21 protein-coding genes and 1 pseudogene are annotated in these 21436 nt (G+C 63.7%); 9 read left to right on the plus strand and 13 right to left on the minus strand.

What is annotated here, in order from left to right; all coding sequences use genetic code 11:
* Nucleotides 1-65: 65 nt before the first annotated feature.
* The 6 genes and pseudogenes from IPF85_RS15310 to IPF85_RS15335 form a co-directional block, all read right to left on the minus strand.
* Nucleotides 66-362 (minus strand): MoaD/ThiS family protein, encoded by a 297-nt coding sequence (locus tag IPF85_RS15310; RefSeq protein ID WP_343408945.1) that lies wholly within the window; start codon nucleotides 360-362, stop codon nucleotides 66-68.
* Nucleotides 359-1474 (minus strand): exo-alpha-sialidase, encoded by a 1116-nt coding sequence (locus IPF85_RS15315; RefSeq protein ID WP_343408946.1) that lies wholly within the window; start codon nucleotides 1472-1474, stop codon nucleotides 359-361. The genes IPF85_RS15310 and IPF85_RS15315 overlap by 4 nt, the downstream gene beginning before the upstream one ends.
* A gap of 78 nt (nucleotides 1475-1552) precedes the next feature.
* A complete protein-coding gene (locus IPF85_RS15320) occupies nucleotides 1553-1981 on the minus strand; it encodes a pyridoxamine 5'-phosphate oxidase family protein (protein WP_343408947.1) in 429 nt (142 codons plus the stop codon).
* A gap of 145 nt (nucleotides 1982-2126) precedes the next feature.
* The gene (locus IPF85_RS15325) at nucleotides 2127-3236 is read right to left on the minus strand and encodes a winged helix DNA-binding domain-containing protein (protein WP_343408948.1); all 1110 of its coding nucleotides are present in this window, start codon (nucleotides 3234-3236) and stop codon (nucleotides 2127-2129) included.
* Nucleotides 3223-3696 (minus strand): VOC family protein, encoded by a 474-nt coding sequence (locus tag IPF85_RS15330; protein ID WP_343409079.1) that lies wholly within the window; start codon nucleotides 3694-3696, stop codon nucleotides 3223-3225. The genes IPF85_RS15325 and IPF85_RS15330 overlap by 14 nt, the downstream gene beginning before the upstream one ends.
* A 111-nt stretch (nucleotides 3697-3807) precedes the next feature.
* Nucleotides 3808-4032, minus strand: a pseudogene (locus tag IPF85_RS15335) (metalloregulator ArsR/SmtB family transcription factor); the annotation flags it as partial.
* 208 nt (nucleotides 4033-4240) lie between these two features.
* Here IPF85_RS15335 and IPF85_RS15340 point away from each other — a divergent pair.
* From IPF85_RS15340 to pstB, 5 genes are read left to right on the plus strand one after another with little or no spacing between them, the layout of a single operon-like run.
* Nucleotides 4241-5131, plus strand: coding sequence for a PstS family phosphate ABC transporter substrate-binding protein (locus IPF85_RS15340; RefSeq protein WP_343408949.1), 891 nt, complete (start codon nucleotides 4241-4243; stop codon nucleotides 5129-5131).
* Nucleotides 5132-5137: 6 nt separating this feature from the next.
* Nucleotides 5138-6034 carry a phosphate ABC transporter permease subunit PstC gene (gene pstC, locus IPF85_RS15345; protein WP_343408950.1) on the plus strand — a complete coding sequence of 299 codons (897 nt, stop codon included), beginning with the start codon at nucleotides 5138-5140 and terminating at the stop codon, nucleotides 6032-6034.
* Complete coding sequence (gene pstA / locus IPF85_RS15350; protein WP_343408951.1) at nucleotides 6031-6891, plus strand: phosphate ABC transporter permease PstA; 861 nt, start codon at nucleotides 6031-6033, stop codon at nucleotides 6889-6891. Before pstC ends, pstA begins: the two co-directional genes overlap by 4 nt.
* The gene (locus IPF85_RS15355; RefSeq protein WP_343408952.1) at nucleotides 6885-7679 is read left to right on the plus strand and encodes a phosphate ABC transporter ATP-binding protein; all 795 of its coding nucleotides are present in this window, start codon (nucleotides 6885-6887) and stop codon (nucleotides 7677-7679) included. Before pstA ends, IPF85_RS15355 begins: the two co-directional genes overlap by 7 nt.
* 9 nt (nucleotides 7680-7688) lie before the next feature.
* Nucleotides 7689-8459, plus strand: coding sequence for a phosphate ABC transporter ATP-binding protein PstB (gene pstB, locus IPF85_RS15360; RefSeq protein WP_343408953.1), 771 nt, complete (start codon nucleotides 7689-7691; stop codon nucleotides 8457-8459).
* 29 nt (nucleotides 8460-8488) lie between these two features.
* On the opposite strand, the gene IPF85_RS15365 is transcribed toward pstB, so the two are convergent.
* A complete protein-coding gene (locus tag IPF85_RS15365; protein ID WP_343408954.1) occupies nucleotides 8489-10075 on the minus strand; it encodes an AAA-like domain-containing protein in 1587 nt (528 codons plus the stop codon).
* Between the two features lie 122 nt (nucleotides 10076-10197).
* Here IPF85_RS15365 and IPF85_RS15370 point away from each other — a divergent pair, with 122 nt between their 5' ends.
* A complete protein-coding gene (locus tag IPF85_RS15370) occupies nucleotides 10198-10452 on the plus strand; it encodes a hypothetical protein (protein WP_343408955.1) in 255 nt (84 codons plus the stop codon).
* The gene (locus tag IPF85_RS15375) at nucleotides 10446-10817 is read left to right on the plus strand and encodes a type II toxin-antitoxin system PemK/MazF family toxin (RefSeq protein WP_343408956.1); all 372 of its coding nucleotides are present in this window, start codon (nucleotides 10446-10448) and stop codon (nucleotides 10815-10817) included. Before IPF85_RS15370 ends, IPF85_RS15375 begins: the two co-directional genes overlap by 7 nt.
* Before the next feature lie 60 nt (nucleotides 10818-10877).
* Here the strand turns inward: IPF85_RS15375 and acnA are convergent, their stop codons facing one another.
* The 3 genes from acnA to IPF85_RS15390 form a co-directional block, all read right to left on the minus strand.
* The gene (acnA, locus tag IPF85_RS15380) at nucleotides 10878-13595 is read right to left on the minus strand and encodes an aconitate hydratase AcnA (protein ID WP_343408957.1); all 2718 of its coding nucleotides are present in this window, start codon (nucleotides 13593-13595) and stop codon (nucleotides 10878-10880) included.
* Between the two features lie 398 nt (nucleotides 13596-13993).
* Entirely contained in the window at nucleotides 13994-14326 is a 333-nt protein-coding gene (locus tag IPF85_RS15385; protein WP_343408958.1) for a DUF433 domain-containing protein, read from the minus strand.
* Between the two features lie 76 nt (nucleotides 14327-14402).
* Entirely contained in the window at nucleotides 14403-14699 is a 297-nt protein-coding gene (locus IPF85_RS15390) for a DUF2442 domain-containing protein (protein ID WP_343408959.1), read from the minus strand.
* A gap of 157 nt (nucleotides 14700-14856) precedes the next feature.
* Here IPF85_RS15390 and IPF85_RS15395 point away from each other — a divergent pair, with 157 nt between their 5' ends.
* Nucleotides 14857-17811, plus strand: coding sequence for an SIR2 family protein (locus IPF85_RS15395; protein WP_343408960.1), 2955 nt, complete (start codon nucleotides 14857-14859; stop codon nucleotides 17809-17811).
* A 13-nt stretch (nucleotides 17812-17824) separates the two neighbouring features.
* Entirely contained in the window at nucleotides 17825-19027 is a 1203-nt protein-coding gene (locus tag IPF85_RS15400; RefSeq protein ID WP_343408961.1) for a hypothetical protein, read from the plus strand.
* A 12-nt stretch (nucleotides 19028-19039) separates the two neighbouring features.
* Here the strand turns inward: IPF85_RS15400 and IPF85_RS15405 are convergent, their stop codons facing one another.
* From IPF85_RS15405 to add, 3 genes are read right to left on the minus strand one after another with little or no spacing between them, the layout of a single operon-like run.
* Nucleotides 19040-19279: a hypothetical protein gene (locus tag IPF85_RS15405; RefSeq protein ID WP_343408962.1), complete on the minus strand. Its 240-nt coding sequence runs from the start codon at nucleotides 19277-19279 to the stop codon at nucleotides 19040-19042.
* A 20-nt stretch (nucleotides 19280-19299) separates the two neighbouring features.
* Nucleotides 19300-20154, minus strand: coding sequence for a GNAT family N-acetyltransferase (locus tag IPF85_RS15410; RefSeq protein WP_343408963.1), 855 nt, complete (start codon nucleotides 20152-20154; stop codon nucleotides 19300-19302).
* Nucleotides 20147-21217 carry an adenosine deaminase gene (add, locus tag IPF85_RS15415; protein WP_343408964.1) on the minus strand — a complete coding sequence of 357 codons (1071 nt, stop codon included), beginning with the start codon at nucleotides 21215-21217 and terminating at the stop codon, nucleotides 20147-20149. The genes IPF85_RS15410 and add overlap by 8 nt, the downstream gene beginning before the upstream one ends.
* Nucleotides 21218-21436: the final 219 nt, after the last annotated feature.

Genomic DNA, 21436 nt, shown 5'->3' on the forward strand with positions numbered 1-21436 from the left:
CACCCATCTTCTCCCATCGCGTGCAGCAAGTCCTCTTGTGCCTGCCGGCTTTTCACCTGACTCCATCAGCCGCCCGCAATCGCCCCGATGATCAGAAAAGGCTCGGCGCCCGTCGCGATTGCCGCGGGCAGCGGGGCATCCGGCGCCTCATGCGACACATCCTGGCCGCAGGCGAAGAAGCGGACCAGCGCTCGTCGCCGCTGGCTGACGTGATCGCGGAGGGTCCCGCGCAGCATCGGGTACTGCGCCTCCAACGCGTCCAGGACCGAACGCTGCGTCACCGGCCCGGCGACCTGAAGCTCCACCTCTTTGTTGATGTTCGCCAGCCTGCGCAGATGGAAGGGGAGCACGATGCGTATCATGGCAGGGTTTGGACCGCGACAGACAGGACAGCCGGAAGATCACGCACGATGGGCGCCCAGTTGTCGCCAGCATCGGCCGATGCGTACACCTGCCCGCCGGTCGTGCCAAAGTAGACGCCGCACGCGTCGAGTGTATCAACGGCCAGCGCGCTGCGCAGCACGTTGACGTAGCAGTTGCTCTGCGGCAGCCCGTTGGTCAGCGCCTCCCACTCGTTCCCGCCCGTGCGGCTGCGGTAGACGCGCAGCTTGCCATCGGGCGGGTAATGCTCCGAGTCGCTTTTGATCGGCACGACATAGACGGTCTCCGGCTCATGCGCATGCATGGCGATTGGAAAGCCAAAGTCGCTCGGCAGATTGCCGCTGACCTCGCGCCACATCTCGCCGGCGTCATCGCTGCGCATCACATCCCAATGCTTCTGCATGAACAGCACACCCGGACGCGCCGGATGCATGGCGATACTGTGAACGCAATGCCCCACCTCAGCATGAGGGTCGGGCATTTCGTAGTTGGACACCAGGCCGCGGTTGATCGGCCGCCAGGTCTCGCCGCCATCGTCGGTGCGGAACGCGCCCGCCGCCGAGATCGCGATGAACATGCGCTGCGGATCGCTTGGGTCCAGCACAATCGTGTGCAGACACATCCCGCCCGCACCGGGCGCCCACAGGTTCCCCTTGACGCTGCGCAGCCCGGCCAGCTCCTGCCACGTCTTCCCGCCGTCGCTTGACTTGAACATGGCCGCGTCTTCCACTCCCGCGTAGACCGTGTCCGGATCCGTCAGCGATGGTTCCAGGCGCCAGACGCGCTTGAACTCCCACGGATGCGGGGTGCCGTCGTACCACTGGTGCGTACCGGGAACGCCCTGGTAGACGAACTCATTGCCCACCGGCTCCCAGGTCGCGCCGCCATCATCGGATCGCTGGATTAGTTGCCCGAACCAACCGGTGGATTGCGACGCATACAGCCGATTCGGGTCAGCGGGTGACCCCTGAATGTGGTAAATTTCCCAGCCCGCAAAGTGAGGCCCGGCGACGTCCCATTCTTTGCGCCGTTCGTCCGACGTCAGAATGAACGCGCCCTTGCGCGTCCCAACCAGTACGCGTACGCTGCTCATAAGTTACTCCTTTCAAGTGGTTGCATGACAACCTCGAGAGTCCCAGCGGCACGGTTTGTCATCGTGTCTGCTCCTGAACTACATCAATCCGTAGCCGCGAATGACTTCGAACTCGTAAATCAGCCGATTTTCCTCAACCATCACATGCAGAAACTCCTCGAGGCTCAGCTCCCTTCCGAACCAATTAAGATTCCCAGTCGGGCGATTCTGCATTTGCTGGAAGAGACGCAGATTCATCTTGGGTGCATCCGCCCCTTCAAGAATACGCACAGTCGTGTCCAGAGTCAACCACCCCCAACGGGCATCGAACACGAACAGCGTGCAGCGAGGGTCACGACGCAACCTCGCAGTGCGTACACGATCCTGCGTTCCGCTGCTCCACAGCTTTCCGTCAACCAGCGCAACGCCGACACGTACTGCCCGAGGTGCGCCGTCATCACCTATGGTTATCATCGCCGCCGACTGATTGCTCTCCAAGAACGAACGCTGACTATCTGAGAGGTTCATCCCTTTCACCTTTCAATGGCACCATGATCGGTCTGAATGTGAGTGGACATGGTTCTCCTGCACGTCATTAAGTATCGCAGATTACAAAGTGTTACGGATTATAGAATATTTGTTCTATTTTGTCAAATGGTTCTGTCTAGCCCGGTTAGGGACTGCTTGTGTGAGGCAACACGACTGGCAGATCGAGAAACTCACCATACCGCTCGGCCTCGGCGTCTATCGCATGATTCTCCGCTGGGGTCAAAGGTCGGAAGGGCGCTACTTCGATGACGACGGCGTTCTTCTTGAAGGTGCGTTTCCATGTCCCTGTAACCTCGCCATCTATCACCAGGGTTGGGATGAACATGCCGTTGCTGCCGGGGCAGATGCTTTGGGCGTTGGCCGGATCGAGCACGGCGCTGCGATCACCATAGCCAAGCACATATTCGTCAAAGCCAGGCAGCAAATAAGTAGTTTTGATTCCATTAATCAAGTCTGGCAGGTCGCGCGCCAGCCAATAAACGCGTTCCGCGATGGTTTCGTGGATCAGATCCTTCCCGGCTGCCTCCAAGCCTATTTTCGCCTCTGCCGCCGTAAGCCCTGCCCACCGCATCAAATCTTGCACCGTGGCCGGCCCATGTCCGCTGAAATAACGCCTGGTCAGCTCAGCCAACGCCTCGTCGCGCGCCAGGGGCTTGGTCTGTGGAACCCAATCGTCGAGTAGCGCAAACGTATGCTGTTTTCCACGTCTCGATCCAAAGCAGATCAGCCCATCCTGCGCCGACCGCGCGAGGAGATGGTAGCCACGCTGGCCGGTCGTGGAGATAGTGGCTTGCTCCAGCGCTTGAAGCATTTCGTCGCGGGTGAGCTGCTTGCCGCCCTGAAGGGCTTTGGCAAACACCTCTTTGCTGCGCGCAAAGGTCGCTTCGTCCAATTCAAGCTGGCGAGAGCGGCCGACACTCCCGGCAATCACCCGCGGGGCGAGCAGCGCAAGCATCCAACGCACATCGTTTGCGGCGACAAAATGCAGCGTGCCGCGCATCGGCCAGGTGCGCACGATGGTTCGCTCGGCTATCGTCTGTTCGATGCCTTGCTCGGTCGCGCCAGCCATGCGCAGCCCAATCGCCCACAGTGTCCCGCCATAATCCTGCGCCTGCAGTGCACCCAACCAGGCTACGACATCGCCAGCCTCGGCAAACGTGGGGTGGGAGATGCCTTGATTTGCCAGCCGAGCAAGTGCAATTCGATGGTTGTGCGCTTGCTTAGGCCGCGTCATAGGCTTGTTGCAACGCTTTGATGTCAATTTTGCTCATTTGCAGCATGGCCTGCATGACCCTTCCTGACTTCGTAGGGTCTTTGTCTTGCAGCAACTCGCCCAAAATGGTGGGAATGATTTGCCACGACAGTCCATATTTATCTCTTAACCAGCCGCACCTTGATTCTTCTCCGCCTTCCGTCAGCTTTTCCCACAGCTCGTCCACTTCTTCCTGCGTCTCACAGTTCACGAAAAGCGAGATGGCCTCCGTGAAGATGAAGTGCGGGCCGCCGTTAAGTGCGGCAAATTCTTGCCCATCGAGCTGGAACGACACAGTAAAAGTCGCTCCCTCTGGATGTGGCCCGTCTTTCTGCTGTCGAGTAACGCTTAGGATCTTCGAATTTTTGAAGACTGAGACATAGAAGTTCGCCGCCTCTTCGGCATTGTCGTCGAACCACAGGAATGGGGTGATTTTCTGCATACGGTCTCCTTGTGTCTGCCATTCTTTGAGATAGTCGGCCAGGCGATCAAAACGCTCGCGCCATAAGTGCTCGAATGGCTTAACCCAATCGTGGACGGGCTTCAGACCTTCGCCTTGCAGCCGATACAGCCGCTGCTGTCCCAACTCACGCACGCTGACCAGTTCGACCTCGCGTAAGACCCGCAGGTGCTTGGAAACTTGCGGCTGCTTGAGCTCGAGCAAGGCGGCGATCTCATTCACCGATCGCTCGCCTTGCGCGAGCAGGTCGAGGATGTGGCGGCGTTGTGGTTCCGCCACCGCGTTGAAGGCGTCTGAAGTTGTTGCTAAGCGTGCCATGCCGACATCATATTTCGATATGGGAATATGTCAAATCTGGCGATAACCACGCGCAGTGCGGGAGAACCAGGTTTCATGTGCCCAAAACACCTGGCAGCCATGCAACCGTTGAGGCCGTACTAGCGCGAACGGTCAGAGCGGTTATAATAGAGATATGCCGAAGACAGACCTCGTCATGGCGACTTTTTACCCTTTCACCGGAGGTTGGATGTCCAGAAAAGGAACTTGGGTTGGGCTGGCTCTGCTCGGGCTAGGCCTACTCGCGCTGCTGCCCGGATGTGCGTCGCGCCCCGCGGCGGCGGGCGAAACGACGACCACGGTCGCCAGCGTGATCCAAAATACCGGCTCCGACACGTTGGTCAACCTGGCGCTGGCCTGGGCCGAGCGTTACATGCCCGCGCACCCCGGCGTGCGGATTTCTGTGACCGGGGGCGGGTCGGGCACCGGGATCGCGGCGTTGATCAATGGCACGACCGACATTGCCAACGCGTCGCGAGCCATGAAGCAGGAGGAGTTCGACGCGGCCCGGAAGAACGGCATCACGCCAATCGAATTCGCCGTGGCGCGGGATGCGATTGCGGTCGTAGTCAATCCCTCCAACCCCGTCAACGGGCTGACCCTGGCGCAGATCTCCGACATCTATCAGGGCAAGATCACCAACTGGCGGCAGGTGGGCGGCGAGGATCGGCCCATCGTGCTGCTGTCACGCGAATCGAACTCCGGCACTTACGTTTACTTCCTGGAAAACGTACTGCGGCTGGGCCAGAAGAGCGACATCCTCTTCTCGCCGGATACGCTCCTGATGCCGTCCTCCGAAGGAATCAGCGCCGAAGTGCGGCAGAATCCGAACGCCATCGGCTACGATGGCCTGGGATATGTGACCTCTGACCAAAAGGTGATCGCCGTGGCCCAGGACCCCGACGGACCTTACGTCAAGCCGTCCGTTGCTACTGTCAATGACGGCTCCTATCCCGTCTCGCGTCCCCTCTTCATGATTACGGCCGGTCAACCCACGGGCCAGGTGAAGGATTACCTGGATTGGATCCTGCGCGACGGTCAGGCGTTGGTCGTGGAGTTGGGGTTCGTTCCGCTGAGGTAGGTGTTCATGTTCAGGTCCTTGTACGCTCGTTGGGGTGAATTTGCTGTCGAAACGCTGATTCGCGTCTTAGGCTTTTCGACCGTTGCCTTTGTCCTGCTGATCTTTCTCTTTCTGCTGCGCGAAGGGTTGCCGGCGTTTTTCACGGTGGATGCGGCCAACCTCTTCGGCGCCCGCTGGTATCCCACTTTCGACCTGTTTGGTACGCTGCCGCTGATTCTCGGCTCAGTCGTGGTGACGGTGACGGCGATTGCCATCGCGCTGCCATTGGGACTGGCGACGGCGGTCTTCGTGCGCGAGGTGGCGCCGGGCTGGGCGCGCGATCTGCTCAAGCCGATGATCGAGGTGTTGGCGGGCATCCCGTCGGTGGTGCTGGGCTTTTTCGGCATCATCGTGCTGGCGCCGCTCGTCCGTCAGGTGCTTGGCGCGCCGACCGGGCTGACCGCTTTTACCGGCGCACTGATTTTGGCCTACATGGCGCTGCCCACCATGATCAGCGTGGCTGAAGACGCGCTGGACGCGGTGCCTAAGAGCTATCGCGACGCAGCGCTCGCGATGGGTGCGACTCGTTGGCAGACGATCTGGCGCGTGGTGGTGCCGGCCGCCCGCTCCGGCATCTTGACCGCGGCGATGCTGGGGATGGGCCGGGCCATCGGCGAAACGATGGCGGTGATGATGGTCACCGGCAACGCGGCGCGGCTGCCGCTCTCGCTCGACTCGCTCTTTCGCCCCGTGCGCACGATGACCGCGACCATCGCCGCGGAGATGGGCGAGGTAGCCCAGGGCAGCACGCACTATCACATCCTCTTCGGCATCGGCATCATCCTGTTTCTACTGACCTTTGCGATCAACCTGGCAGCCGCCTCGACCATGTTCCAGAAGCGCCGGCGGGGAGGGCTGCGATGATGACAAACCCCATTCGTCGCCAGCGGGTTGAACGCGCCGGCTTCGCACTGCTCGCCGTGGCCGCGCTGCTGGTCGTGTTGCCGATCCTGTTGGTCATCGTCGCTATCCTGGTGCGCGGCATCAGCGCCATCAACTGGGAGTTTCTAACCGCCATGCCCAGGGATGGCATGAAGGCTGGCGGCATCTTCCCGGCGATCGTTGGCACCCTGCTGCTGACCCTGGGCACGGCGCTGGCCGCCATTCCTGTCGGCGTGGCCGGCGCGATCTATCTGGCCGAGTATGCCCGCGACACCTGGCTGACGCGCGCGATCCGCCTGGCGGTGATCAACCTGGCCGGCATTCCGTCGGTCGTGTATGGGCTGTTCGGGCTGGGGCTGTTCGTGCTCTTCTTGCAGTTCGGCACTTCGATCCTGGCCGGCTCGCTGACCCTGGCGATCATGACGCTGCCGGTCATCATCAGCACGTCCGAAGAGGCGCTGCGCGCGGTGCCGGTCGAATTCCGCACGGTCAGCGCCAGCCTGGGCGGCACGCGCTGGCAGGCCACGCGCACGGTCGTGCTGCCGCAGGCGCTGCCCGGCATCATCACCGGCGTGATCCTTGGCCTGCTGCGCGCGGCCGGCGAAACCGCGCCGATCCTCTTCACCGTGGCCGCCTTCTACCTGCCGCAGCTGCCAGGCTCGCCGTTCGATCAAACGATGGCGCTGCCCTATCATCTCTACGTCATCGTCACCCAGGTGCCCGGTATGCCGGCCGAGATCCAGTACGGCACTGCGCTGGTGCTGTTGGTCCTGGTTCTCTCGCTCAACCTGGTCGCCACCCTGATCCGCAGCCGCTTCCGGCGGCAGAGACAATGGTAAAACACGGTCAATCCATGCTTGCTCGAACGACAACACCGCCTAAAATCTACCTGGATCACATCACCTACGCGTATGCCGACCAAGCGGTCTTGCGCGATATCACCCTGGAAATCCCCGAACACGCGGTCACCGCGCTCTTTGGGCCGGCCGGCAGCGGCAAGAGCACCCTGCTGCGGCTCATCAACCGCCTGAACGACCTGGTGGACAACACGAAGCTGACGGGCAAGGTGCTGATTGACGGGCAGGACATCTACGCGCCCGGCGTTGATGTGTCGGCCCTGCGCCGCCGCGTCGGCATGGTCTTCGCCCTGCCGCTGCCGCTGCCGGGGACCATCCGCGAAAACATCGTTTACGGGCCGAAGCTGGCGGGCGAGCGCGATCGGTCGCGGCTGGAGGAGATCGTCGTGCGCAGCCTGACGCAGGCCGCGCTGTGGGATGAGGTCAAGGATCGCCTGGATGCGCCGGCCAGCGCTTTGTCAGGCGGCCAACAGCAGCGGCTGTGCATTGCGCGCAGCCTGGCGCTGGAGCCGGAAGTGCTGCTGCTGGACGAGCCAACCTCTGGGCTGGACCCCATCTCGACCGCCAAGGTCGAGGATTCGCTGTACCAGTTGAAACGCCAGTACACGATCGTCATCGTGCCACACAGCGTCCAGCAGGCCGCGCGCGTCGCGGATTACAGCGCTTTCTTGCTCATGGGTGAACTGATCGAATACCGCCGCGGCAAGGAGATGTTCGTGGCGCCGACCGATCAACGCACCGAAGACTACATCACCGGCAGGTTTGGATGAGCGATCCTGATGAACAAAATCACCGTTGACCAACTGGGCTTCTATTACGGGGCCAAGCGCGCCCTGACCGATGTGGCCATCAACGTACCCGATCGGAAGATCACGGCGCTGATTGGGCCGTCGGGCTGCGGCAAATCCACGTTTCTGCGCTGCCTCAACCGCATGAACGATACCATTGCGGGCACGCGGGTGGTGGGCAAGGTGCTGCTGGATGATGTGGACATCTACGCGCCGGGCGCGGATGTGGTTGCGCTGCGGCGCCGGGTCGGCATGATCTTTCAGCGGCCCAACCCTTTCCCGCAGTCCATCTTTGCCAACGTGGCGTTTGGGCCAACCGTGCTGGGCATGGCGCGGGGAGGCGAGCTGGCGGACATCGTCGAGGCCAGTCTGCGCAGCGCCCATCTGTGGGATGAGGTCAAGGATAACCTGCGCGGGGATGCGTTGGGGCTTTCGCTCGGCCAACAGCAGCGGCTCTGCATCGCGCGCGGGATTGCGGTCAAGCCCGAAGTGATCCTGATGGATGAACCGTGCTCTGCGCTGGATCCGATTGCGACGTTGAAGGTCGAAGACCTGATGCGGGAGCTGGCGCAGGACTACGCCATCGTGATCGTGACCCACAACATGCAGCAGGCGGCCCGCGTGTCGGATCTGACCGCGATGATGATGCTGACCGAAGATCGCAAATCCGGCACCATCATCGAGATTGACGCCACGCCGGTCATCTTCTCACGACCGCAAGATCAGCGCACCGAGGATTACGTGACCGGGCGCTATGGGTGAAGTCGCCTCACCCTGGCCCATGCGCCCCCTCACATCCCCCAAACGGTGATTGTGCGGCCCTGGTGTGACTCTTGGCGGTGAAAGATTCTCTCGTCCCATGGCCGGTTGGGGCGAATGTCGAACAGGAGGAGATGGGCGTCGGTGGCGCCGACTTTGTCCGCATAATCTGCCGTCTGCGCCAGGCTTTCGCGCAGAATGGCGTCAGGCGCTTTGCGCAGCAGTTTGATCTCGATCACCACGCGCTGAACGCCGCCCGCATGCGGCCAGATGACGAGCAAATCGGTGCGCCGGCGCCCCAGGCCGTATTCACGATCCACGCGACCGCCGCCGTTGACGATGCGCTGCAAGAACGCCTGCAACAGCAAATGCGGCCCCGCCTCGCGGTACTCATACCGCTCCAGCCAGAACTCTGAGTTTTCTCGGAAGAACTGTTGGAAGGCTGCGAGGAGCTTCGGCATGTTCAGTTGACCATCCGCCTCGATGTACCAGGCCGGTCGCTCGATCGTCTCCAGCTTGATCTGCTGCACGACGGTCAGTTCACGCGGAATGACTTCCGCGTAGATCCGATTAGCCACCTCGAGTCCGTTCGGCCCGCGCCGCACCAGCCCCAGGTCCAGGGTGTACTGGACATCGTCCTCGCTGATGTCAGGCGTCAACTCATCCCCGCGCAGCATCGGCTCGATCACGCGCTGCACGCGCGGTTCCTTGAGTTTGTCCGAGAGCTGATGAAGGTGCGTGACCCGGCGCAAGATGAGGCGCTCTTTCGCTTCCTGGATCAACTCAGCGGTGATCGGCTGCGTTCGAATGCGACCGGCCTTCATCTCGAAGCAGGCTTCGTAGGCGAGCGCGTTGACCAGCCAGGGCTGGCCGTTGGTGAATTGCCAGATCAGTGCAAGGGCTTCTGGTGTGAAGGGTTGACCGGTTTCCTGCTCATGCTGGCCGAGCAGAAGGAAGATTTCTTCCTGGTTGAAATCTCCCAGGCGCAGCGATTTGGCCTTGATGTTGAACGCGCTGCCGCCGGTGATGATCGCTTTCTCGATGCTTGAGTGAATGCGATAGTCCTGGATGTCCCGCACGCCGCACAACATGACGCTCTGGGGAAAGAGCGCCGGACGCGTGTCATAGCCACTGCGCAATTGGCGCAGGAGTGAGATGAGGGTATCGCCGATCAAGGAGTCCACCTCATCGAGCAACAGAACGACCGGCTTGGGCGAGCGCTTGCACCAGGCGGTCAGGAACGCGCCCAGTGCCACATAACCCGATTGCTGGCGCAAGACCGCCTGCGCCAGTTGCTCGGCCTCGCTATCCGGAAAATATTGAGCTGCACGACGGGCAATCAACTGCACCGCGGCTTTCATCCCGGCTTCGACATCTTCACGCGCGGCCTGAACATCCTCCAGATTGGCGTAGACCGCCTGGTAGCGGCCGCCCTGGTTCAGGTACTCGGTCAAAGCCAACAGATAGGTGGTCTTGCCGGTTTGCCGCGGCGCATGGAGCAGAAAGTACTTCTGGCGCTCGATCAGCGTCAGCAATTCGTCGAGGCCGATGCGGTCCAACGGCGGCAGGCAATAATGATACTGGCAGTTGACCGGGCCTTCGGTATTGAAAAATCGCATCGGCGTTTTCCTTCACATTCTGTGGCGCACAGATCGGATACACTCCAACGATAGAATTGTACCATGACGCCGCCGGTCAATCAACATTGGCCGCGGATTTAGAAAGAAAGGTATAACCAATCATGCAAAACGTCAAGACGACCATTTCATTACCCAAGGCGCTCTTCGATCAAGCAGAGATCCTGGCGCGGGAACTGCACATTTCGCGCAGCCGCCTGTTCGTCCTTGCGTTGGAAGATTACATCCATCGCCAGCAGAACAGGGAACTGCTCGCCAAGATCAATGCGGCGTATGCCGATGAACCGAACCCGGCCGAAGATACACTGCGTCAGGCTGCGCGGCGCACTCACCGCCGCACCGTGGAGGGCGAATGGTAATCAGCCAGGGCGACATCTACTGGGTTGAACTGGGTGAACCCTCAGGATCCGAGCCGGGCTATCGGCATCCGCACGTGGTCGTGCAGAATAATCTGTTCAATCGCAGCCAGATTCGGACCGTCGTGGTTTGCGCACTGACGTCGAACCTGAAGCGGGCCAACGCGCCCGGCAATGTGCTGTTGGATGCGAACGAAGGCAATCTGTCCAAGCGCAGTGTGGTCAATATCTCGCAGGTCTTCACCGTGGATCGCGACCAATTGGATGAGGTCATCGGCGCTTTGTCACCCACGCGCGTGCGCGAGATCATTGCCGGCATCAACCTGCTGCTGCAACCTCGCGATCTGCCGCCCGATTTAGCGACATGAACGTAACCCCATAGATGCAGGAATTCCAATTGACATGAGCCATGCCTTCGGATCCTGGCGTTATCCTCTCAACATCTTGCGCAGGACGAACTGCAAGATCCCTCCGTGACGGTAGTATTCCACCTCGACCGGCGTGTCAATGCGCGACAGCGCCTGGAACCGGATCACCGCGCCATCGGGCCGGGTGGCGCGCACGTTCAGGGTCTGGCCGGGCTGCATGGCGTCATCCACGCCGCTGATGTCGAAGGTCTCCTGGCCGCTTAGTCCCAGGGTCTGGACATTTTCGCCGGGCAGGAACTGCAGCGGCAGGACGCCCATGCCCACCAGGTTGCTGCGATGGATGCGCTCGAAGCTCTCCACGATGACCGCCCTGACGCCCAGGAGCATGGCGCCCTTGGCCGCCCAGTCGCGTGAACTGCCGGAGCCGTACTCCTTGCCGGCCAGGATAACCAGCGGCGTGCCGTCGGCCTTGTACTGCATGGCCGCGTCGTAGATGCTCATCTGTTCGCCGGTCGGCAGGTAGAGCGTGTAACCGCCCTCGACGCCGTTCAGCATCAGGTTCTTGAGGCGGATGTTGGCAAAGGTGCCGCGCATCATCACCTCATGGTTGCCGCGGCGCGCGCCGTAGGAGTTGAAAGCGGCCGGCTGTACGCCCAACGACATGAGATAGCGTCCGGCCGGGCTGTTCTTCGCGATGTTGCCCGCCGGCGAGATGTGATCGGTGGTGACCGAATCGCCCACCATGACCAGCACGCGCGCACCCAGAATGTTCTCCATCGCTCCCGGTTCAGGCGAGAGAGCCTCGAAGAAAGTCGGCTCCTGGATGTAGCTGGAAGCGGGGTCCCAGTCGTACAGCTTGCCTTCAGGAATCTTGATCGCGTTCCAGGTTTCGTTCGCGCCAAAGACGTTGCCATACTGTCTTTCGTACATCTCCGGCTTGAGCGCCCTGGCGACAGTCGCCTGCACCTCTGCCTGGCTCGGCCAGATTTCGTGCAGGAAGACCGGATTGCCGTTGCGGTCCGTACCGACCGGCTCTGTGGTCAGATCCACGTCTATCCGTCCGGCCAGGGCAAAGGCCACCACCAGCGGCGGCGAGGTCAGATAATTGGCGCGCACCGAGGGGCTGATGCGTCCCTCGAAGTTGCGGTTGCCGCTCAACACGGCCACGGCAACCAGGTTCTCCTCCCTGATCGCATCGGCCACGGCGTCGGGCACCGGGCCGCTGTTGCCGATGCAGGTGGTGCAACCGTAGCCCACGGTGTGGAAGCCCAGCGCCTCCAGGTAGGGCGTCAGACCAGCCTCGGCCAGGTAATCGGTGACGACCCGCGAACCGGGCGCCAGGCTGGTCTTGACGTAGGGCGCAACGCGCAGCCCGCGTTCCACGGCCCTTTTCGCCACCAGCCCGGCGCCGATCATGACCGACGGGTTGGAGGTGTTGGTGCAGCTCGTGATGGCCGCGATGACCACTGAACCGTGGCGCAGATCAATCGTTTCGTGTTCGTAGCTGACGGTGGCCGCGGCGCCGGTGGACTCCGGACTGAGCGCGAAGCCGCGTTGGGCAATCGGCGCGGTCAGCGCCGCCTCGAACGACTGCTTGGCGTTGGCCAGGGCCACGCGGTCCTGCGGCCGCTTCGGCCCGGCCAGGCTCGGCTCGATTGTCGCCAGGTCAAGCGTCAGCGTGTCGGTGAACTGCGGTTCGGCCATGCCATCGGTGCGGAAAAGGCCCTGCGCCCGGCAGTAGCGTTCGACCAGGTCCACCAGCCCGGCGCTGCGGCCGGTGCCGGCCAGGTAGCGCAGCGTTTCGGCATCCACCGGGAAGAAGCCCATGGTCGCGCCGTATTCGGGCGCCATGTTGGCAATCGTGGCGCGGTCGGCCAGGCTCATGCGGCCCACGCCATCGCCGTAGAACTCGACGAACTTGCCCACAACCCCGCGGGCGCGCAGGAGCTGCGTCACGCGCAGGGCCAGGTCGGTGGCGGTGGCGCCCTGCGGCAGTTGGCCGATGATTTTGACGCCGATCACTTCGGGCAGCAGCATGTACATCGGCTGGCCGAGCATGGCAGCCTCGGCCTCGATGCCGCCCACGCCCCAACCGAGCACGCCCAGGCCGTTGATCATGGTGGTGTGCGAATCGGTGCCCACCAGGGTATCGGGGAAGGCCACGATGTCCCCCTGCGTGGTGGTTTCCGTGCGCACCACCGAGGCCAGGTATTCCAGGTTGACCTGGTGAACGATGCCGGTGGCGGGCGGCACGACGCGGAAATTGCTGAAGGACTGCTGACCCCAGCGCAGGAACTCGTAGCGCTCGCGGTTGCGTTCGAACTCGCGCTCGGCGTTGAAGAGCAGGGCGGTGCTGGTGGCGAAGTTGTCCACCTGCACCGAATGGTCAATCACCAGGTCGGCCGGAATCAGTGGGTTGATGCGCTGCGGGTCGCCGCCCAGCCGCGCCATCGCGGCGCGCAGCGCGGCCAGGTCAACCACGGCCGGCACGCCGGTGAAGTCCTGCATGATGACGCGCCCGGTCATGAACGGAATCTCCACCTGCGCCGGCGCCTGCGGATTCCAGGTCGCCAGGTTGAGGATGTCCTTCTCCGTCACCAGGAAGTCGTCCCAGTTGCGCAGCGCGGTTTCGAGCAGGATTTTGATCGAAAACGGCAGGCGCGAGACCGCGGCCAGGCCGGCCTCTTCCAGGGCCGCCAGCCGATAATAATGAACAGGCCCGCCCGCGGTTTCGAGCACCGCGCGCGAGCCATACTGGTTATGGGTGAAATTTGCCATCGTGTACTCAAACCTCTTCTTATCACAATGTTCAGGGATGTTCGCGCTAAAGCGGAAGAAACAATACGTAATTGTTCATGTCACTGACATCGCCAGCCTGGGCCCCCCCCCCCAAACCCGGGGACCCCCCCCCCCAAAAAATTTCCCCCCGGGGGGGGAAAAAAAAAACAAAAAAAAAGCGTCCCCCCCCCCCCGCCGGGCGGCCCCCCCCCGGACGCCCCCCCCCCCCGGGGAAAAAGGAAAAAAACCCCCCCCCCCCCCCCCCGGCGGGGGGGGGGGGGGGGGCGGGGGCCCCCCCCCCCCCCCCCCCCGGGCGCCCCCCCCCCCCCCCCCCGCGGGGGCCCCCCGGGGGGGGCCCCCCCCCCGTGGCACATGATGATCCATATACAGCGCAAGCGTCACTGGATTTGCTCACTTCTCAAGCGAGCCTGCAATGATGAGACTCGCGCCTGACGCCGCAGCCGTTCGACTTTTCGCAGGCGTCGCTGAATGTCGTCATCGAGTTGTTCCTGATGATCCCAATAGTAGGCCAGAGCCGAATGGATTTGACCAAGCGTCAAGTAGGGATGCTGAAAACGCAGTTCCTCAGGACTCCAGCCATGCGTCTGATAATCCAGGACAAGCTCGATGACCTTCATGGTGGTTCCGGCAATCCACGGCACCCGCTGGTCATCCAGTGAAACATGCTCATATCGAGTTGGTGCTGGTCTGGTCAGAATCGCAGTTGTCATCGCTCCTCCAATACTAACGAAACACAAGCATACGCAAATAGGATATATGTGCAATTGTTCGTGATCTGCTATTTGTCTAGGCCAAAACAGCGTCCCATTGCCGTGCTCGCATTACCAATTCATCCTGATAGATCGGCCAGTGTCGCAGGGTCTCGGGATCAAAATCGGCGCCAGTCGGCCAGCACAGTGTGCGTGCAATTGGGTCAATCATCGCCTGGTTGAACATGTCCTTGTCGCGCAAAGGACCCCAGATTTCTCCGTGAAGCATCGGCTCGAAATCAATAACCTGCTCCGCGTCATCATTGAATCTGACCCACACGACATAGTCATGCAAGATGTCGAAATCTACAACGTGATATAACTGATGGAACATTTTTCCCTCAATTACAAGCCAGCGATTCGGGCACAAGCATAACGCAAATTGGGTATGCGTGCAACTTTTCGTGACCCGTTGTTTGGTGGTACAATCAGTTCGACGAATGTTCCCGGCCGGTAAATCCCCTCCGCCCTGCACCGTGCGAGCGCAGCCAATGACCCTGACACGTGACCTGGCCGCCGAGCTGGCGGCCGACAACGCACTGCTCTTCGTGGGCGACAGCCTGCGCGGTGACGCCGCGCCCCTGCCGCTGACGCAAATCACCGAGTTGCTGGCCCAGCAGATCGGCTACGACCGGCCGGATCGTTCGCTGGCCGCGGTGGCGCGTGACTTCGAAGCCCTGCGCGGGCGCCAACCCCTGGTGCAGGCCCTGCGCGACGCGCTGCACAGCCTGGCCCTGCAACCTTCCGCGCTGCACGAACTGTTGGCCCAAGCCGTGCTCCCTTCTTCCAAGATCATCACCACCGCCTATGACGCCCTGCTCGAAGAGGCGCTGCGCATGGCCGGCAAATCCTATGTCCTCATCGTGCGCGACGCGGACGTGCCCTACTTCGATGAGAGCAAAGTGGTCGTCATCAAAATGCAGGGCGATCTCAGCCAGCCTGACTCCCTGGTCATCACCGAAGACGACTTCGATGAATTCCTGGCCCGGCTGCCCACCCTGTCCGACCTGATGCGCGCCTTCTTCGCCACCAAAACGCTGATCTTCCTGGGCTATGATCTCAGTTCCCCGGCCTTCAGACGCCTCTTTGCCCAGGTGACGCGCAGCGTGCGCCAGCACCGGCGCCAGGCCTACGCGGTCATCGAACAGCCGCTCACGCCGGCCGATCAGCAGTACTGGGCGCAAAAAGGGGTGATGCTGCTGTCCGAAAACGCGGCGCAGTTCTTGCAGCGGTTGCTGGCCGACATCCAGGCGCTGACCTCGCCAGCGGCGATGGCGGTCGCGGCCGCGGTCGAACCGACGCCGGACGCGCCCCTGCCCGCTTCGCCCTACAAGGGCCTGGACGCGTTCGCGGCCGGCGACGCGGCCATCTTCTTTGGCCGCGAGGAGGACAGCGCGCGGCTGGCGAACAAAATCCTGGCCAATCCCCTGGTCGTGCTCTACGGTGAATCGGGCAGCGGCAAAACTTCCCTGCTGGCCGCCGGCGTGACCCCGCGGCTGGTCCGCGCCGGCTTTCACGTCCGCCTGCTGCGGGTGCGAGACCTGGAGGCAAGCGCCGGCGCCCTGCCCGATCTGCCCCCTGCGGCGGTGTTGATCCTGGACCAGGCCGAGGAAATGGTGCTGCTGTGGGGCGAGGCCCGGCGCCAGGCCTTTGCGCAGGCGTTGATGGCCGCCCTGGCCGACCGCGGCCGCGATTGGCGGGTGGTGCTGGCCCTGCGCAGCGATTTCTTGCCGCAGTTGGCCGGCCTGGAAAGGCAACTGCCCGGCCTGTTCGACCGCCGCTACTGGCTGGACCGCCTGTCGTGGGAAGGCGCGGGCGAGGCCATCAGCGGCCCGGCCGCTCGTTTTGGCGTGACCTTCGAGCCGGCGCTGGTAGAGCGCCTGCTGCGCGATCTGTGGCAGGACGGCGTGGCGCCGCCGCAACTGCAACTGGTGTGCGACCGCCTCTACCGCCAGTTTGGCCGGCCCGGCGCGGCCATCACCCTGGCCGACTACCAGCAGGTGAGCGGCGCCGCGGGCATTCTGGCCGCGTATCTCAGCGACGCGCTGGCCGCGTACAGCGATGAGGAACGACCGCAGGTGCAGGCGGTGCTCGCCAGCCTGGTGACATCCAACCAGACGAAGGCGGTGCTGAGCGTGGACGAAGTCGCCGCGGCCAGCGGTCTGCCGGTCCCCATTGCCGCGGCCCTGCTGAATCGCCTGCTCGGTCAGCGCCTGCTGCGCCGCCTGGACGATGATCGCTTCGAGTTGGCGCATGATTACCTGGCTGCGCGCATTGCCGGCTGGCTGGACGCCCAAGAGACGGCGCTCAAACAGGCGCAGGAACTGCTGGCGCGGCTGCTGGCCGATTGGCAGGCGCGGCGCTCGTTCGCCTCGCAGGGCGATTTCGATCTGCTCGACGCGCAGCGCGGCCGCCTGCGCCTGACGCCGGAAGCCGCCGCCTTCTTGCTGCGCTGCGCGGTGCGCTACAACCGCCAGGTGGATGCCTGGCTGGCGCTGACGCCCGAAGCCGGCCTGCGCACGCAGGTGCTGCTCGACCTGCTGACGCACCGCGAGGCGGAGGGCCGCATGCAAGCCGCCGCGCGCCTGGGCGTCAGCGCGCCGGATGCCATGACGCCCGCCATTCTCCCCGCGCTGGTGCAGGCAGCGCTGACCGACGCGGAGCCGGCGGTGCGCACCGCGGCCGCGGAGGCCTTTGGCCGTCTGGCCGGCGACGCGCGCGAGCCATCCCTGGCCGCGGCCCTGGCCGACCCGGCGCAGCGCCCGGCCGCCCTCCTGGCCCTGGGCGCGGCGCGTGATGTCAACCCCCGCGCGCTGGCCGGCCTGCCCGCGGCCGATCAGCGCGCCGCGTTCTGGCTGACCAGCCGGCGGCGCTATCAGCGCGCCGCGGTCTTCGTTCGCCGGCAAACGATCGCCGGCGTCGTCGGCGGCGCGCTGGGCTTTGGCCTCGGTTTTGGCCTGCTGGCCCTGCTCTATTACGACCGGCGCCAGACGCTGACCGAGACGATGGCGCCGGCGGCAATTTTCGTGGTGGCCGTCGTCATGGGGCTGCTGGGCGCGGGCGGGGGCGCCCTGGTCAGCGCGGCGCGGGCGTTGGGCCAGGTCATCTGGCAGGAAAGGCCGTGGGCCGGCGCGGCGCTGGGCGGGGCCGTGGGCGGCAGCCTGGCCTTCAGCCTGATCCTGGGCGCGGTCGGCCTGATCGCCGCGCAGGCGCCGCCCCTGTGGCTGGTCAGCAGCCTGGGCCTGGCGCTCCTGTTGGGGGTGGGCCTGGCGTCGGGCAATTTTCGCCTGCGGATCATCACGGCCCTGGCGGCCGGCGCGGCGGGGATGATCCTGGCGAATCGCTTTGGCCTGGCCCTGGATTTTCTCGATCTGGAGGCCGGTTTGACCGGCGCTGTGATCGGCGCCAGCCTGGCGTGGGCGCTCGGCGCTTTTTCTAAAGATTGAAGGGGAGGGAATCATGGCGTCTCGCATGTTACGCGTTGGCACGATGATGCTTTGCATCGGCCTGCTGTTGGCCGGCTGCGGCGGCCGCCGGTCGGAGACGGTCAAGGCGGAGGCGGAGCTGGACGCGGTGACCGTGCGCACCGGCGGTAATCGCGCTTTTCAACCCCTGGCGACGAGCGCAACGACCGATCTGCGCACGGGCGATCAGTTGGATGTCAGCGCCAGCGGGCGGGCGCTGCTGCGTTTTGGCGACGCGATCACCCTGGAGGTGTTTCGCGATGGCGACCTGGCGCTCAAGAGCGTGCCGGTACGCGATAGCGATCCGGTGGTTACGGTCCTGTTGAGCTTCGGCGCGCTGTTTGGCCGCGTGGATCAAGCCGCGGCCACGTCCCGCGTCAGTGTGCAGACCAATCTGTTGGAGGTGGTCTCCACCGGCACCGAGTTCCTGGTGGTGAGTGAAGCCGGCAGCGGTCGCGATTGGGTGTTTGGGTTCAAGGACAGCGTGCGCGTGCATTCCTGGAACGAGCCGCAGGTCGAGTGGAGCGTCGGCGCGGGGCAGGCTTCCTGGACCGATCCCAGCGGCCCGGCCAACGAACCGGTGACGCTGGGCGAGGAGCGGTGGGCGCGGTTGCTGGCCTGGTACCGGAGCGCCCGCGCCGGGAGCACGGTGCAAGATGTGCAGGAGGCCGTTTTTCCGGATGGGATTCCGGGCGCGACGGGCAGTGCGGCGCCAGACTGCAATTTCGTGCTCAATTTTCAGGACGCACAGACCGACGACTGGAGCAAGTTCCGTATGCCGGCGCCTGCGGGCGAGGGATACGTGGTCTTCACCCTGGGCGAGGGACAGTACGCGGGCGCCTACTGCGGCGGCAATTTCCCGCTGCCCGCGCTCTACGGCGCCACCCTGCGCATGGACTTCAGCAGCCTGAAGTGTCAGATGCGCCAGGTGTCCATCGTATCCTTCAACCCGGTCGCCGCCACCGGCGCGCCGCAGGACAACCCGGTGCAAATGGCCGGTTATGGCGCCGATGGCGCACAGGTGGCTCGCGGCAGCGAAATTGACACCGATAACCCGGCTGTCAAGCGCCTGTTTGCTGTGCGCGTCCGACAGCCGTTGACCGCCGTTGCCCTCACCGGCAGCGGTCTGTGCATTCCCTGCGTGAGTTTTGGGCCGCTCGATGCCGCGCCTTACGATTGCAGCGCGGTGCTGCGGTAGGCGCCCGGCTGCTCATTCCGATTCGTTGATCCAGCGTTCGAGCAGGCTCAGCAGCAGCCAGAGGACGAGGATGACGCCGGCGCCGGCCAGCAGGCAGATCAGCGCGGTGGCCGCGGCCCAGCCGCCGTAGATGAGGCCGATCAAGGCGCCGCCGCCCACCACGAGGAGGGCCAGCACTGCGATCAGCAGCTTGCGGTCGGTTTCGCGACGGTAACGCCGGTAGTCGGTCGGTTCTGTTGGTTTTTGGGCCATGCTGTAATTCCTGACCGCTTTCAGGTCACCAGCCAGCGCATCTCATGCTGGCGCTCGATGACGTAGTAGCCCAGGGCCACAAAGACCCGGTTCCAGGGACTCTCCACCGGCTCATTGCCCAGGATGACGTTGGCGTCGAAGTGACGCAGATGAAAGCCTTGCAGGAGTTCGCGTCCCAGGCCTCGCGGCTCGTGGCCGGGCGCGATGCCGATATCGGCCAGGCGAATTTGACCCTGCATCAGATGCCGCATGAGCAGGTAGACCGGCGTTTCTCCGCTCTGATCGGTCACGGTGAACGCCTTGAGATCGGTCATGTGCAGGAGCGAGCCAACGCTGCGCTGCCAGCAGGGCGGCGTGGTGTGCCAGGCGGACGCCTGCTGCAAGGCCCAGGCTACGCTGGTCGGCTGCAGTTTGAAGTACGGATCCGGCAGCGCGCCCTGTTCCACGCGGCGCTGCCAGGTGAGCAGCTCCCGCTGCACCTGGAAGCCGGCGACTTCGTACAGCGCCTGCGCCTGCGTGTTGCGGGTAAGAACCTCCAGATCAACGTGACTCAGGCCCGCACGCCGGGCATTGGCTTGAACCTGGTGCAGCATGTGCAGGCCGATCCCCTGCCGGCGCCAGGCAGGCAGCACGCCCATGCTGCCGATCCAACCGGCCTGCCCGCGGCGACCCAGCAGCGCCACGCCCACTGGCTCGTTCTCCATCCACGCGATGACCGACAGCGCCGGCTCGATATCCCACACCGCATGGTGGATCGCCACCTGCTGGCTGGAGCGCTGCACCGGCAGCGCGTAATCGGCATAGACCGCGTTGAGCAGCGCGGTCAGCGCTGTCAGGGGCAGGGAATCTGCCGCGGTCAGGCGCATCTCAGGCATGGGGCGCCTCCGCGGCCGGCATGTTCAGCGCCTGGCGCAGGTCGGCGAAGCGGCCGCGAAATTCACCCTGCATCTGGCGCCGGCCGGCCGCATCCAGGCCCAGGGGCGCGGCCGCGGCCACGGCGTTCAGGCTGATTTGCTCCAGTTCCGCGGGCGTGAAGTCAAAATGCGCAGCCAGCACGCCGTATTCCGCGGTCAGGGTGGTGTCGAACATCGGCGGATCGTCGGAGTTGACCGTCAGGTAGACGCCCGCGTCCCACAGGCGGCGCAGCGGATGGTGGGCAAAATCGGGGTAGACGTTGAGGCGCAGGTTGCTGGTGGGGTTGACCTCCAGGGGAACCTGGTGCTCCACCAGGTAGGCCACCAGGGCCGGGTCTTCGCTGCTGCGCACGCCGTGCCCCAGGCGCCGCGCGCCGAGATGGCGCAGCGCGCCCCACACGCTGACCGGGCCGGCCACTTCACCGGCATGAGGAACGCTGTAGAGGCCGGCCGCGATGGCGCGCTGGAACGGGGCGATCCACAGCTCTGGCGGCGCTTTGGACTCGTCGCCGCCCAGGCCAAACCCCACGACGCCCTTGTCCATGTGCTGGATGGCAAAATCGGCGGTCCAGGCGCCGGCCGGTTCAGGCAGGTTGCGCGGGATGTCGAACACCCAGCGCATCTCCACGCCAAAATCACGCCGCGCCCGCGCCCGGCCATCCTCCAGCCCTTCGATGATCTCCTCGGGCCGGATGCCCTTCTGCTGCCAGATGTGGGTGTAGGGCGTGACCGTCACCTCGGAGTAGCGGATGGCCTGGCGGCTGCGGTCCGCGCCCAGCTCATACGCGATCAAGGCAAAGTCGTCGGCCTGGCGCAGGCAGGCCTGGCCCATCAGGTAGACTTCGATGAAATGGCGAAAGGTGGTGAAATGGTACCACGCCTGCAGGCCCTGCACATCCTCCGCGGGCAGCGGCCGGCCGTGACGTTCGGCCAGGCGCAGAAGGGTGGCCGGCGCAATGGCCCCTTCCAGGTGAATGTGCAGCTCGGCCTTGGGCATGGCCTCGATGAAAGCAGCAATAGACAAGGGCAGACTCCTGAACACAGAATCGAGACGACCCATTTTACTGGCATTAGCTATTTACCGCAAGGGATTTGACGGTGACGCGGCCTAAGCCAGCTGCGCCCAGGTCGGCTGACATCGCAGCAGCGGGCGCGCGAACTTTGGACGCTAATTCACGTTAGGCTACCCCAAGAAGGAGGCGTTTCATCAAGTGATTTGCCTTGACGAATGGAGAGTTTTGAA

It is taken from the genome of Candidatus Amarolinea dominans (genome assembly GCF_016704685.1).
GTDB classification, from domain to species: domain Bacteria; phylum Chloroflexota; class Anaerolineae; order SSC4; family Amarolineaceae; genus Amarolinea; species Amarolinea dominans.